Annotated in this window: 12 protein-coding genes; 6 read left to right on the top strand and 6 right to left on the bottom strand. The window is 49.4% G+C overall.

Annotated features, from left to right (window positions below; genetic code table 11):
• Positions 1–187: 187 nt before the first annotated feature.
• From HP568_RS12255 to HP568_RS12270, 4 genes are all read left to right on the top strand, one after another.
• The gene (locus HP568_RS12255) at positions 188–862 is read left to right on the top strand and encodes a response regulator transcription factor (RefSeq protein ID WP_173629216.1); all 675 of its coding nucleotides are present in this window, start codon (positions 188–190) and stop codon (positions 860–862) included.
• On the top strand, positions 859–2,154 hold the full coding sequence (locus HP568_RS12260) for a sensor histidine kinase (protein ID WP_053079666.1): 1,296 nt from the start codon (positions 859–861) through the stop codon (positions 2,152–2,154). Before HP568_RS12255 ends, HP568_RS12260 begins: the two co-directional genes overlap by 4 nt.
• A gap of 138 nt (positions 2,155–2,292) precedes the next feature.
• The gene (locus HP568_RS12265; RefSeq protein WP_173629217.1) at positions 2,293–2,580 is read left to right on the top strand and encodes a HesB/YadR/YfhF family protein; all 288 of its coding nucleotides are present in this window, start codon (positions 2,293–2,295) and stop codon (positions 2,578–2,580) included.
• Positions 2,581–2,723: 143 nt separating this feature from the next.
• Positions 2,724–3,632, top strand: coding sequence for a hypothetical protein (locus HP568_RS12270; RefSeq protein ID WP_173629218.1), 909 nt, complete (start codon positions 2,724–2,726; stop codon positions 3,630–3,632).
• 75 nt (positions 3,633–3,707) lie between these two features.
• Here HP568_RS12270 and menC read toward each other — a convergent pair whose 3' ends face one another.
• The 4 genes from menC to HP568_RS12290 all read right to left on the bottom strand — a co-directional run bounded on the left by menC (position 3,708) and on the right by HP568_RS12290 (position 9,726).
• Positions 3,708–4,856 carry an o-succinylbenzoate synthase gene (gene menC / locus HP568_RS12275; RefSeq protein ID WP_173629219.1) on the bottom strand — a complete coding sequence of 383 codons (1,149 nt, stop codon included), beginning with the start codon at positions 4,854–4,856 and terminating at the stop codon, positions 3,708–3,710.
• Positions 4,857–4,876: 20 nt separating this feature from the next.
• Entirely contained in the window at positions 4,877–6,016 is a 1,140-nt protein-coding gene (locus tag HP568_RS12280; protein WP_173629220.1) for a M20 peptidase aminoacylase family protein, read from the bottom strand.
• Between the two features lie 96 nt (positions 6,017–6,112).
• Positions 6,113–7,522, bottom strand: a complete 1,410-nt coding sequence (locus tag HP568_RS12285) for a YfcC family protein (protein WP_048036104.1) — start codon at positions 7,520–7,522, stop codon at positions 6,113–6,115.
• A 179-nt stretch (positions 7,523–7,701) separates the two neighbouring features.
• Positions 7,702–9,726, bottom strand: coding sequence for a sigma 54-interacting transcriptional regulator (locus HP568_RS12290; protein WP_173629221.1), 2,025 nt, complete (start codon positions 9,724–9,726; stop codon positions 7,702–7,704).
• 179 nt (positions 9,727–9,905) lie between these two features.
• Between HP568_RS12290 and HP568_RS12295 the strand changes: the two genes are divergently transcribed.
• Entirely contained in the window at positions 9,906–10,577 is a 672-nt protein-coding gene (locus HP568_RS12295) for a LytTR family DNA-binding domain-containing protein (RefSeq protein WP_048036106.1), read from the top strand.
• A 141-nt stretch (positions 10,578–10,718) separates the two neighbouring features.
• Positions 10,719–12,230 carry a succinyl-CoA:acetate CoA-transferase ScpC gene (gene scpC / locus HP568_RS12300; RefSeq protein WP_048036107.1) on the top strand — a complete coding sequence of 504 codons (1,512 nt, stop codon included), beginning with the start codon at positions 10,719–10,721 and terminating at the stop codon, positions 12,228–12,230.
• Between the two features lie 59 nt (positions 12,231–12,289).
• On the opposite strand, the gene HP568_RS12305 is transcribed toward scpC, so the two are convergent.
• Positions 12,290–13,321 carry a cytochrome d ubiquinol oxidase subunit II gene (locus tag HP568_RS12305; RefSeq protein WP_048036108.1) on the bottom strand — a complete coding sequence of 344 codons (1,032 nt, stop codon included), beginning with the start codon at positions 13,319–13,321 and terminating at the stop codon, positions 12,290–12,292.
• Positions 13,318–14,652 (bottom strand): cytochrome ubiquinol oxidase subunit I, encoded by a 1,335-nt coding sequence (locus HP568_RS12310; protein ID WP_048036248.1) that lies wholly within the window; start codon positions 14,650–14,652, stop codon positions 13,318–13,320. The genes HP568_RS12305 and HP568_RS12310 overlap by 4 nt, the downstream gene beginning before the upstream one ends.
• Positions 14,653–14,756 lie beyond the last annotated feature (104 nt).

A 14,756-nucleotide genomic window follows, 5' to 3' on the forward strand; every position in this document is an offset into this window, starting at 1 on the left:
AGTAATGGAGAATGCAGCTTTTTTTGTATTTCCGCCAGCACCTACAAATCTGATTCAAAAAAATACATGCTCTAATAAAAGGAGCGTGTGCACAGCCGAGATCGGCGAGCGTGGTCATTATTGTGATTCCAGTCGATTATGCTATGCTGAATGACATACAGCTTTTTCAAATGAAAGAGGGATCAATATGCTTATTCTTGCAGTGGAGGATGAAAAAGCGCTGCTTCAGACAATTGCAGGAGTCCTGACCGATGAAGGATATCAGGTGGATAAAGCAGAGCGCGGAGATGACGGCTTGTTGTTGGCGGAACGCGGCATCTACGATTTGTTGGTCCTAGACATTATGATGCCAGGAATGGATGGTCTTTCACTGGTGAGAACGTTGCGTGCAAAAGGTATAATGACGCCGGTATTATTTTTAACGGCAAAAGATAGCGTAGAGTCGAGAGTCGAGGGATTGGATGCCGGAGCAGATGATTATTTGGTCAAGCCTTTTGCGGCCGAAGAACTGACGGCGAGAGTGAGAGCCCTTCTGCGCCGACAAGGGAAACAGAACGCAGAAGGCGAGTTGGCATACGGTCCTCTATCGCTGAAGATAAATGAATATGACGGTTTTGTTGATGATGAGCCGATGAAGCTAACAACGAAAGAGTACGAGCTGCTTAAGTACTTCCTGCAAAATCGGGAGCAAATATTGACGCGCCAGCAAATTTTTGACCGCGTATGGGGAATTGATTCAGATGCGAATTACGGAGTGGTCGATTTGTATGTCCACTACCTGCGCAAGAAGCTGGGTGCTTACGAAGGCTTCATCCGAACAATCCGCAATGTGGGCTACATTTTGAAAAAGGAAGACAAATGATGTTTCGAAAAACGAGGATTCGGCTCGTAACCTTGAACGTAGTAGTGGTGCTTCTCTTGTTAAACGGGCTGGGGAGTGCAGTCTACTACACGATGAAGTACCGTCTCTATTCGCAGGTGGACCGAGAAATGACCAAAGTCAGTCAAAGGCTGGCAGTTGATTCCTTGCCTCGTCTCCATCGAATTGAAGACGACCCTTTTCCATACAACCGTCAGGAGAGGAAAAAGTTTAACGATCTGGATCGCCGCTATGTTTTGCTTGTCTGGGATGGTTTTGGGCGTGTCATCGGGACCGCTTTTGGTGACCGGCTGGAGCCGGAGGAGTATGCAGAATTCCAGCATAACGGAAAAGCAGACGGAATCGAAACGAAAACTGTGAATGGACAAGTCTATCGCGTGCAGACAGTTACCGTTCCGAAAAAGGTCGTTGTAGGTAATCGGATACAGACCGCGTACCAGTTCCAACTAATTTACAATCTGGCACCTGAGCAAAACATGCTGGACAGCTTGCTGTACGTTGTCATCATCGGCGACATTATCAGTATTGTCATTGCGATCGTGACTGGGTGGTTTTTGGCGAGAAGGGCACTCATCCCGATCCAAGTCTCGTGGGAAAAACAACAGCAGTTTATTGCCGATGCTTCTCATGAGCTGAGGACGCCCCTCACGGCCATCATGGTCAATCTGGAGAGGCTTTTCAGACACCCGGATCATACGATTGAACAGGAAAGCGAAAAAATCATGATTGGGATGCAGGAGGCCAAGCGTTTGAGCAAGCTCGTCTCTGATTTGCTCACACTGGCTCGCAGTGATTCTAACGAGCTGCAGATCATGAATAAAACGCTGCGCTTAGACGAAGTCGCGATGAAATGCACCCAGGTTTTTGCACAACTTGCCATCGCACGGGAAATTCGTCTCGAAACAGACATCGAGCAACCCATTGAGATGGTGGGAGACCAAGAACGTCTGCATCAGCTCATGGTCATCTTGCTGGACAATGCCTTGAAGTACACGAACGAAGACGGCCGGATTTATGTCTCTTGCAAAAAGGAAGGCGGTCGCGTTTCGATTCTCGTAAAAGACAGTGGGATCGGGATTTCCAAAGAGGATATTCCGTATTTGTTTGATCGCTTCTTTCGGGTGGATAAAATGCGCTCTCGAGCGACAGAAGGAACAGGCTTGGGGCTTTCCATTGCCAAATGGATCGTGGATGCGCACCACGGAAAGATTCAGGTTAGCAGTGAGGTAGGTATCGGAACGAGTTTTTTGGTTACACTTCCAATAAAGCCTTAATCAGATGAAAAGAACCGTTTTCCCAGCGTAGGGAATCGGTTTTTTTTCAAATAGTGGAGCAATTCCATTTAATATACTTTTATGTTTCAAATATCTCTAAATTGAGGTAAACTATTAGCAGAGAGGAGTGGCGTACTAATGAACATGACGATCACTAAAGCAGCGGTAGCATGGTTTCGGGAAGAATGGGGATGCAAAGAAGGAGACAGCATTCGTTTTTTTGTCCGGTATGGAGGCGTTAGTACGGTTCAGGATTCATTTTCGATGGGGATTGCCAAAGAGTTGCCGAATGAAATCGGCATTTCTAAAGTAGAGGATGGCATCACATTTTATATGGAAAAAGATGAGTTGTGGTATATGAATGGAAGAGGGTTGATTGTCGATTATCGGCCAGAGACAGACGAAGTAGAATTTAAACTGGATTAAGCAAGGAAAAGGATAGCGAGTAGATGAAGGGCTCCGGATATACGGGGCCTTTTTTATATGAGCGAAAAACCAAAATACAATACTTTACAAACAAAAATGTATAGTATATGATGGGTACATAAATGGAAAAAGGAGGAAGTTACATGCGTTTACTTGATTCTTACTTGGAGCTTGGCATTACGGGAATGGCACGTGCAGCTGGAGCAGGATGGTTCGACGGTCATTATGGGGCAGCCTTATTGGCAGGGTACTTCATGGATCGTGAGCACGATCTCCCAGAACATGTAAAAGAGGGCATTGAGCGGACATGCGAGTCCTTCCGCAAGCAAAAACCTGAATGGTTTGTTCCACTAGATCAAGACGAGCAAGCTGATTCCTCCTTGTTACAGCACGTCATCGATGGCCTCCAGCAAAATGTGAAGCAACTGCGGACCTCAGGTCATGGACTAGCACTAGGTGTGTTGGCATTAAAAGCACTGCGCGAGCGCCCTGATATGATCACTCCGACTGTGGTGAACGGCCTGGTCAAGATTCTCAAAGCGACGACAGAAGACAGGTTAGACCGTTATTGGGGCATTGAGAATTACCATGGCATGACAATTGATGATGTCAAAGACGAAGTTGCGCCTTACCATACAACTGCAGAGATGGCAGAGCGGGCGTTTGACGAGCTACATTTGGTTATACCACCGCGTGATATTAACGGGGTACGCTATCATTTGGCGAGCGAGGTCGTCCATAACATCACACATGCTCATGCGTTAACAGATCTGGAACGATTCGGTTATGAGGATATTGTGAAGCCTGGAATCGTAAACCATCGTCTTCAAATCTATTTGAATCGCCATGTTCCTCCGTTTACTTTGGAGGATGAGGTGAAGGAGCCTGCGTTTGAACAAATTTTTTCACCGCTATACTGGGAAAGACTGTACAGCGATCCTCATGCATTGAAGCTTCCGTATGCTGCGTTGGATCTGCTAAAGCGGTTTCCGCCAGAGAAGAGAGCTCATGCCGAGCGAAATTTGTGCAAGCTTTTGACGATTACGGATTAATACAATCACCTAAATAAAAAGAACAGGGAGGCCAATAGGCTCTCTCTGTTCTTTCTCACTTCGATTGAGTGTTGTCTACCAGGTTGGAATGACAGTGGTAGTAGACTCTTGATTTGCATAGTAGCTTTTATGCTCGATTAGGGCATTGCGAATGGCAGACTCATTGATGTCGAAACCGATTCCTGGAGTTGTCGGTACAGCCAGCATACCAGGTGCTGCAAAATCGATGACAGGTGTCACGATATCTTCCGCAAAGTAGCGATGGGACGGGGATGTGTCGCCAGCAATCGTGAAGTTGCTAAGCGAAGCCATCGCGATGTTGTGCGCACGTCCAATCCCTGCCTCCAGCATTCCTCCGCACCATACTGGTACGCCGCGTGTCGCACACAGGTCATGAATCTTCTTGGCGTCGGTGAGACCGCCTACGCGACCGATCTTGATGTTGATAATCCGGCAACTGCCGAGCTCGAGTGCTTTGCGGGCATCTTCCACCGTATGGATACTTTCGTCGAGGCAGATCGGTGTTTTTAGTTCCCTTTGCAAGGTCGCATGGTCAATGATGTCGTCATGAGCCAATGGCTGTTCAATCATGATCAAACCGAAGCCATCCAAAGCCTTCAGCATCTCCATGTCTGCCAGCGTATATGCAGAGTTTGCGTCCGCCATCAGAGGAACGGCTGGTCCAAATGTGTTGCGGATCGCACGCATTGGCTCGACATCAAAGCCCGGTTTGATTTTCACTTTGATCTTTTTGTAGCCGTCACGAATGAAGCCTTCTACGCGTTGCAGCAGTTTTTCGATGGTCGGCTCGATTCCGATACTTACCCCGACGTCAATCGTCGTACGAGTTCCGCCCAATGCTTGGGAGAGGGAGAGGCCGTTCATTTTGGCGTACAAATCCCAGATGGCACCTTCCAAAGCGGCTTTGGCCATGTGGTTGCGGCGCATCCAGGAGAAGAGGCGGGAAACGTCATCAGGATGCTCGATCTCCCTTGAAAACAGCTGCGGGATTAAATACTTTTCGAGCATATACCAGACCGTATCGACATCTTCCTCATTGTAAACAGGGACGTCCATTGCGACGCTTTCGCCGAACCCGACATAGGCACCGCTGTATGCACGCACCAGAATGCATTCCTTGTGGGTTTCGACTCCCATGCTCGTCTCAAAAGGGGAATTCAACGGAATTTTGATTCGTTGCAGGTCCACGCGTTCGATTTTCATGTTCATCTCTCCTCAACCGTTCATATGGATTGTCGCTCAAACGTTTTCAGTACCGTTCTTGCCAAAATCTCGATGCCGTCTAACAGTGCTTCTTTTTCAAAAGTCATCTGCGGATGATGAAGTCCTGGTGTCAGGCCGCAGCCTAAACCAAGCATGGTCGCCCGAAGCTGTGGACGTTCTTTTGTGTAATAGTGGAAGTCCTCCGCGCCCGGTGTCTGAATCGGTGGTTCGAGCTTCTCTGCTCCCAAGGTTTGGGTAATGGCATCCGCCATGATCAGTCTCGCTTCTTCATTCACTTCCGCCGCATAGACGCGTTCGGTGATTTCGTAAGACAGTTCAACTTCATAGAGACGGGAAACGTGTTGCAAAATGTGCTCGACACGGGCAAATAGGGCGTGAATGACTTCATTCGTCTGTGCCCGCAGGTCCAAGTGGAACTGCGCCGAGCCCGGAATGATATTGCTGCTTTTGCTGCCGGCGGAAAGCTGCGTCATTTTGACGGAATAAGGGACGAGCGGATCGAGATGAATGCCTTTTAACTGCTCGACAATTGCAGTGGCTACCTCGATAGCGTTGACTCCGAGATGAGGCCGTGCACCGTGAGCATCGGCACCCTTGATTTGCCCGGATATCGTTCCAGCCGCCCCGTGCAAGATGGCAGAAGCAGCTGTGCCGCGCGGGATTTCCTGTATGGGACGAAGATGGACACCGTACAGAAAATCAATATCGTCCACAACTTTCTTGTTCACCATCGCAAGTGCGCCATTTCCGCTTTCTTCTGCTGGTTGGAAAATGAGCTTCAGGCGCCCAGGGAGCTGGACGTCCAATGCTTGCAATACCATCAGGACACCTAATGCCATGGTCATATGCGCATCGTGTCCGCAGGAATGGTTCGCGGTAAAGACGCCGTTCACTTCTTGCCAGAGTGCGTCCATGTCAGCTCGTACGCCTACAGTGAATTTTCCTGGTGTCAGATCGCCCCATTCGCCGACAACTCCTGTCACGTCGTCAAAGGTAGTGACACGGCAATTGTGTTTTTTCAAGAAGTCAGCGATGAATGAGGTGGTTTGGATTTCCTCCCAGCTTATCTCTGGATGCTGGTGTAAATGCTCGTATAGAGAAAAAATGGCGGGCTGCAATTGTTTGATCGTTGTGCGCATGGTTCCTCCATCGGTTTCGTTCGTAGGTAGTCAATAAGTGAAGCGAAGGCTACGCCAATCTACTTGACGCAGCCAGTTTTGCGAAAAGCTCATTTGTTACGAAATGCCGATTGTCACTGCTACAATGAGCGCGATTGAGGCGATCACGGCCCAACCGGCTAGCAGCTTCCAAATGAATTTGACCCATTTCTCATACGGAATGCCTGCAACAGCCAGATAGCCCATCAACGCAGAAGAAGTCGGGATAATGGAGTTGGTGACCGCATCACCGTATTGGAAGGCAAGAACCGCTACCTGACGCTGGATGCCGAGCAAGTCCGCAATCGGTACCATAATTGGCATCGTTGTCGCTGCCTGTCCACTACCGGAAGAAATGAAGAGATTGAGAAAGGCTTGAATCACAAACATGGCGATGACGGTTACGGCATCTGGCAAATGACTAATCGCCGAAGTCAGGCTGTTAATCATCGTATCGATTATTTTACCGTCTTCCAAGACGACCGTGATCGCACGGGCAAAACCGACGATCAGTGCGCCAAACGTAACGGCTCTCGCACCAGCGACGAAGGAATCAAACAGCGTATTGACCGATAAACCTCCGACGAGACCAGCAACCAGGCCCATGATCAGGAAGGAAGCGGTAAGCTCTGTCAGGAACCATTCGTACTTGAATACACCGTATACGTTGAAGGCGAGACCACAGACCATTACCAGGAACACGAGCTTGTGGCGTGCATTCAGATCTGGGATGTCTACTGTTTCCTGTTCTTGACTTTCGTGATTCTCTACGCCATAAAGCACACTCTTGGTCGGGTCTGCTTTCACACGATACGCATAGCGCATGACGTACCAGATGGCAAAACCGAGTACGAAGACATACACAACAGCACGGAAGGTAAGACCAGAGAAGAGCGGCAATTGCGCGAGCGACTGCGCCACCCCAACCGTAAATGGATTGATCATTCCGCCCATGAAGCCGGCTGCCGCCCCCATGGTGATCATGGCCGTACCTGTTACGGCATCAAAGCCCATTGCACGAGCCAGAGCGATACCGATCGGAACGAAGATGATGCTTTCTTCTGCCATTCCCATTGTGAAGCCACCGATGGAGAAGAGGAACATGGAAGCAGGAATGAGCAGCTTTTCCCGCCCTTCCAAGTATCGGACACCTTTATTGATCCCGGCTTCAATCGCTCCAGTCTGACGGATGATTCCGAATACACCGCTTACAATAAAGATGTAGAAAATGATTTGTGCTCCTTTTTGCATCCCTTCTGGAATCGCTTTGAACATGTCAAAGAACGAGACCGGATCACTTTCTACAGGATGGTAGCTGCCGTTGACGACGACGGTCTTGCCTGAGGCAACGTCCTTGACGCGTTCGAACTCACCAGCCGGGAGCACGTAGGAAGCTAGGGCTGCCAAAATGATGATGATAAAGAGGATGGCATAGGTATGCGGCACAGAAAAACGTTTCTTTGCAGGTTTCAATGGATGTGTAGACATGAGGTCACCTCGCTTTTTTTTGCTTATGACAAGCAAGGGTCGTGCCAAGTGTCGAAATTTCCCGAATATAAGCGTTTTCAGTGGATTTTCATAGGTAAGGTAAGGGAATAAAATGAGCTTTAGGAATGTTTATTAGGTTTTATGCAGCCTAATACATCCTATTATTCATTGGGCGGAAGCTAAATCCGCCCGTGTTTTCGCAACAATTCAATACCCGCGGGGGTGATGGAGGTTCCTTGTCGGGTTGTTCCTGAACGCACGAAACCTTGCTGCTCTAGCAGTTTTAGCTTGTGTCGCAGTGCACTCTCCGTCCAGCCTACGGACTGTAGTTCAGGGGAGTGCGCCAATTGATAACGCCCGACTGGTTTGTTGGATACGTAATAATGATGCAAGCAATACAAAATATCCAGGTCGCGGTTGTCGTCCAAATTGGGGATAGAAGCCGACTGCTGCTTTTGAAACAGGCTATCCGTTAATCGTTTAGGGAGGTCCTGAATGCCGATGACAGGATGCTCGCTTACCGTAATGGCATAGTCGACGACATTTTTCAGTTCGCGAATGTTCCCCCGCCAGTCATGGCGATAGAATAGCTCCATTACTTCTGACGACCAGGTTTTACGAATGCCTTGCTGCTCCAGATGTTCATCGATGAGAAGGGGAATATCACTGATTCGCTCGCGCAAAGCCGGAATCTGGATCGGCAGGACAGCCAAACGATAGAAAAGGTCCTCGCGAAAGCCTCCTTGGGAAACAGCGTCTTCCAAATCACGATTGGTAGCAGCGATGATGCGGCAATCCACAGAGAGAATGCCTGTACCGCCCACGCGGATGACCTGCTTTTCTTGCAGCACGCGAAGTAGCTTGACCTGAATGGCCCCAGAGATGTCCCCCACCTCATCGAGAAAAATCGTCCCACCGTCCGCTTGCTCAAACAGGCCGGGCTTTCCGCCTTTTCGTGCTCCTGTAAAGGCACCGTCTTCGTAGCCGAATAGCTCGCTCTCCAGCAGGTTTTCCGGCAAGGAGGCACAGTTGATTGCGACAAAGGGGCCGTTTTTGCGTAACGAGTGCTGATGAATGGCATGGGCGAACAGCTCTTTTCCCGTTCCGTTTTCGCCTGTCAGTAGAATCGTTTGATTGTTTTTGGCCATCTTTTTGCCGAGTTCGATGACTTGGAGCAGCGGTTGACTTTGTCCTTTGATATCGGAAAAGGAGTAGGTCGCTGTATGACCGCGCAAAGTAAGCGTAGTTCGCAAGCGTTGGATTTCGGTCACGTCTTTTAGTGTACAAACGAAGCCTAAATGCTCATGTCTGCGACGGATGCTTTGACTGCTGACGATAAATTGTTTGTGATCAATGGTTACGAGTGCGTCCTCCTGATCTTCCTGCTCAAAAAAGGGCTGCAGCAAGCTGTGCTCCTTTAACACCGTGTACGGTTGTCCAACAATAGAGGATGCCTGTGGACAAAACAGCTCAACAGCGACCTCGTTTATAAACGTGATCAGACCTTGTTCGTTGCAAGCGATCACGGGGTCTTTGACTGCCTGAAAAGTAGATTGTAGCTGGCTGTTGAGCTTTTGTACTTCTGCGTAGGAGGTGCCGAGCATTTTCGCGAGCTCAGACATTTCTAAGATGAAGGAAGACAAGTACTCGCGCTCCCATTCACTGGGCACGCCTACCTTGCGACCGATATCAATCAAGTCATGAATGTTGATTTTGCGAAATCCGAGATCGATAACCTCCACGTGAGGAGGCAGCGGTACATCAGCGATGCTCATAATGATTGCGTACTGAAATTCGAGATCATCAAATGTACAGCCAGGGTGAAAAGGAACGTAATTGATATGATCGACGTTCGCTTCTATTAAATTTTGGATGACCTCTTGTGCCGTCACTGGCGAATTGTTCATGACAGGGACGGTCGTCCCCGGAGGGATCTGCATCAGCGCTTTCATTTTGCGTAACTCGAAAAAACGGTTTAAAACCGTGATGGGTACGGAGTCGGCGACAGCTTGACGGGCAACTGTGTACAGCTCCGGGGATTTGGTTGTGATAAAGACATGATCGACTCCGCTCAAATCGGGAATATGCTCATGGCTGGCGTAACCGACGACTTTGCAATACGGCTCGAAGTAAGCTCGCAGTTCTTTTAACAAAAATTCGAGAGTGTCCGTTCCTTTTGCAATCAAGACAATGGTGTGGTCCATGCTGCACCGCCTTTGCTCAAACAATCGTGAATGTTTTGTAATCTCATGATAGCACAATGCCTGACTGTAATCGGATGGATTCGCTTGTATAGAGAGGAAAGAGAAGGATTGATTTGGGGGCAGGGAAATGTGATTTAATAGAAGATAGAAAAGCAATAACAGGAGCAGGAGGAATCAGCATGGGGGACAGATTGGTTCCAGAGGTGCTGCAAATGATTGGGGAAGTCGTGCCAGACGGGGTATCGATTGCGATCTCGGACGGCTCACAATACTTGTACTATCAACCGAGTTCCAATATTGATTTGAAAATTACGCCAGGGGATCTCGTTCCCATAGGCTCGGCTACACATCAAGCACTCATGGAAATGGGAAAAGTGGGGCATCAGGTGGAGAGTCGTATTTTTGGTGTGCCGTACTACGGACTCTCGCTTCCATTAGTGCGAAATGGTCAGGTCATGGGCTGTATTACCGCCATCTATCCACCTCAAAACGTTCCGCTCACAAATCCGGAGCCGCGTCTATCGTTTTTGGTCGGAAAAGGGGAGGACGGCTGGCTACCCATTCCGTTAACGGAGATCGTCTTTATCAGCTCTCATGAAGGAAAAACGCTTCTGCATACGGCTAGTGGATCATATGCGAACAAATACAACATGGCTGAACTCGAGTACATGCTCCCGCAAGAGCGATTTGTGCGCTGTCATCGGTCGTATTTCGTCAATATGGAATCGATCGGCTTTATTCACCCGCATTTTCATTCGACGTTTTTATTGGAGATGAAGGACAAGCAAAAGACGAGAGTTCCTGTGAGTCAGTCGTATGCCAGCTCGTTTCGGCAATTGCTCGGCTTCTGAAATATCTGACAAATGAGAATGGTTCGCTGTCGTTTTTGCTTGATCGCCGCTTAAATATTCTGTTTTGTTGAAAATCGAGTGCCCGCTCAGAATCCATGTGCTAGTGTAAAGGCAATAAAGATGGCATGGGAGGTCACAATGATGTGGGAGCGCTTACGCGATAAAAGACTGGCAGATAAAATCGTGACGGCTGAGGTAGCAGCAGGATGGATTGAGGATGGCATGACAATCGGGTTAAGTGGTTTCACGCGTGCTGGTGATGCCAAGGTCGTGCCGCTCGCATTGGCTGAGCTGGCGAAAAAAGAGAACAAGCCTTTTGGCGTAAACGTATATACAGGAGCTTCACTCGGCTCCGATGTGGATGCCGTGATGGCAGAAGCGGGGATCATCAACAAGCGACTGCCTTTTCAAGCAGATCCGGTCATGCGCAAAAAAATCAACGATGGCAGCATGATGTTCGTTGATCAGCATCTGTCGCATACAGCGGAAGCAATCCGTCAGGGAGCGATAGACGCGATCGATTACGCCATTGTGGAAGCGGTTGCAATTACAGAAGAGGGCATGATTATTCCGGCTACGTCCGTGGGGAACTCCAATATTTTCGTGGAAAATGCCAAGCATGTCATCATTGAGTTGAATATGGCTCAATCGGTGGAGTTGGAAGGCGTCCATGATATTTATACTCCAGCGAAACAGGGAGAGCGTGAACCGATTCCGCTCACGTCCGTGGATCAGCGAATAGGCACAGCGGGGATTCCCGTCGATCCGGATAAAGTAAAAGGGATTGTCCTGACGAATCAGTTGGATTCTCCCTCGACAATTGTGGAACCGGACGAAGAAACGGCGCAGATTGCGGCACATCTGATCGAGTTTTTGCGTCAGGAGGTAAAAGAGGGGCGCTTGCCGAACAACCTCGCGCCATTGCAATCGGGAATCGGATCGGTAGCAAATGCGGTTTTCAACGGATTTTTGGATTCGGAATTCACAGATCTGACTGTCTTCTCGGAAGTGTTGCAGGATGCCGTGTTTGATTTGCTCGACGCAGGTAAAATTTCGTTTGCCTCAGGTTGTTCGATTACATTAACGGCTGACAAGATGAAGCATGTCACAGAAAATTTCGCCCAATACCGTGACAAGCTGCTGTTGCGTCCGCAAGAAATCACGAACCATCCGGAGCTGATTCGCCGCCTCGGTCTGATTGCGATCAATACCGCGATTGAAGCGGACATCTACGGCAACGTCAACTCGACCAATGTATCAGGTACGAGAATGATGAACGGCATCGGCGGCTCTGGTGATTTTGCTCGCAACGCACGTCTGGGCATCTTCGTAACCAAGTCGATTGCCAAAGGTGGAAATATTTCGAGCATCGTTCCGTTTGCCTCTCATGTGGATCATACTGAGCACGATGTAGATATTATCGTGACCGAGCAAGGCTTGGCTGACCTGAGAGGCTTGGCTCCGCGTCAAAGAGCCATCAAAATTATCGAGAACTGTGCGCATCCGATGTACCGCGATCAATTGATGGCGTACTATGAGGAAGCACTCACACGCGGCGGGCACACTCCGCATGTACTGGAAAAGGCATTCTCCTGGCATGTGCGTTACGCGCAGGAAGGCACGATGCTGGAGAAAAAGCCAGCGCTGGTCTAGTTGATTGAATGATGAAAAAACAAACCCGCTCGGGCATGGAAGCCTTGGCGGGTTTTTCTCTATTTTTGCCGTACATACTGCTCGTCCCTCATGAACAGACGCCAGAAATAAATAAAGCCGGGTACGAGAATCGCAAAGCCGACTAAATAACAAATGAACAAAGCGTGGAACGTATCTGGATGTGTAAAGCTGGACTCAATCGTCACTTGGGGATAGACGATGTAGGGGAGGCGCGCTGCACCGTACGCATAGCTGGCGAGCAGGTATTGCGTCGTGGCGACAATGACCGCAATCCGCGGAAGATGGATGCCGAAGTATCGACGGTCTTGGGGCAACAAGAGAGCGATATAACTAATGAAAAAACAGACCGCCGATGCAATCAGCCACGGCAAATAGTCGAGCATGCGGTCATATAGCCATTTTGCCTCCAGTTGCATCGTGAGCACGGTAACCAATGCCGCAAGCAACGTAATTGGCCCCAGAAGCACCGCATCCCGGAGGTAGACGGAGAAGGCTTTCGTTTCACCTGCGACGAAGGAGTAGTCCGCGAGAAGCAGCGACGAGAGGTAGAGTGTGCTGCTGACGGCAAGACCAATAAAGGAATAGACGTGCGGGCTGGTCAAAAACAGTCCCCAATCGAGATACTCCACACCATTGATCGTTCGAGACAACCCGCCCTGAGTCACAGGAAGCACGCTGATTAACAGAGCTGGCACCAATATCCCAGTAACGCCGGAGACGATGCTGAGCATCTTGTCATACTTGTAAATTAGATGAGAAAACACCATGAACGTACTGCGAATCAGCATCAATAACACCACGAGACATCCGGGAACCAACAGCAGGCTCCCTAATGTGTAGGTCGCGCCAGGGAAAAAGGTTACGAGCGCGACAACAATTAACACGATAAAGACATTCACGACCTCCCAGGAGGGCGAGAGATAGCGATTGGCGATTTGAGTGGCTTTGGTTTTTTCCCGATTCAAATAGATCATCGACCAAAAACCTGCACCGAAGTCGAAGGAGGCCGCGACGGAATAGATAACGACGAAAATCCAGAGCAGCGTAATGGCAATAATCGTGTCGGTCATGCCGTTCCTCCGTCCACTTTCGGCTGTTCTGGCGGATCGAGCTCCAAGGGATGGCGGCCAAAATAGCTACGGAATACGAGCAGGGTGACGATCGCGAAAAATAGGTACACCGAGAGGAAAATCCAGAACAGGGTGGAGATGCCTGCTGCTTGTGTAGCGGCATCAACTGTTTTCATCACACGATAAACTACCCATGGCTGGCGTCCTGTGCAGGCAAAAATCCAGCCAAATTCGATGCCTAACAAGGCGAGCGGTCCACTCGCGACAAATACCCAGAGAACCCAACGAGGAAACTGAGAGCGCTTTAGGAGCTTCTTCCAAGCGAAGCCGATGAAACCAACGAAGATCAACAAGCTGCCGATGATGACCATCCCGTTAAATAGCGTATGGACGTAGAGTGGAGGCCACAGCTCCTGTGGAAAGTCATCCAGACCGACCACGACCTCGTCAAAGCGATTGGCTGCAAGGAAGCTGAGCGCCCATGGAATCTCGATGGCGTATTTGACTTCTTTCGTCTCGGGGTCGGTAAAGCCGCCAATCGCGAGTGGGGCGTATGCTTGTGTTTCAAACAGTCCTTCCGCAGCGGCCAGCTTTTCCGGCTGGTATTTATGCAAAAGCTGTGCGGATTCATGACCGTTCAAGGCGGTTAAAAGCGAAAAGGTGCCGCCCACGATTAAACCGGCCAAAAGAGCTTTTTGATGATACAAATAAACCCGACTGCCTTTTGCAGCCCGCAGCATTTTCCACGCTGCCACTCCAGCGACGATGAATGCCCCCGTCATATAAGCAGAGACCGTTACATGACCTGCCGTCACGATAAAGCTGGGATTGAAAAAAGCTTTCCACGGGTCCACATCGACGATCTGCCCATCGACCATCCGGAACCCAGTTGGCGTGCCTTCAAAGGCGTGGACATTCGTAATCAGAATCGCGGAGGCCGTCGCACCAAGCAAAACCATGAACAAACTCAACAAACGCATGTTACGGGATAGGCGGTGAGCTGCGTAGACGTAGATGGACATAAATAAAGCTTCCACGAAGAAAGCGAATATTTCGATCTGAAAAGGCAACGAGATCACCCTGCCGACAATCTCCATGAACCCAGGCCATAACAGAGAGAGTTGGACCCCAGCAATCGTTCCAGACGGGATCGCGACACCTAGCAAGATCGCCTGGGCTTTTGTCCAGCGTTTGGCCATAATCTCGTAGTCGCGGTCACGCGTCCGCCAAAAGAGGAGCTCCACCAGCAAGATCATGAGCGGGAGACCAACGCCCAAGGTCGCAAAAATAATGTGAAAGGCCATAGTCGTCCCGAATATGGCTCTGGTCATCACGATATCTTCCACGTTCAACTTCCTTTCTGATCGGCACCAAAAATTGTTAACGATTTCCTCGTTAATGTCCCATGAGGAGGCGGAGTTTATACGAAAAAGAC

Origin of the sequence: Brevibacillus sp. MS2.2 (genome assembly GCF_013284345.1) — a bacterium.
GTDB classification, from domain to species: domain Bacteria; phylum Bacillota; class Bacilli; order Brevibacillales; family Brevibacillaceae; genus Brevibacillus; species Brevibacillus brevis_C.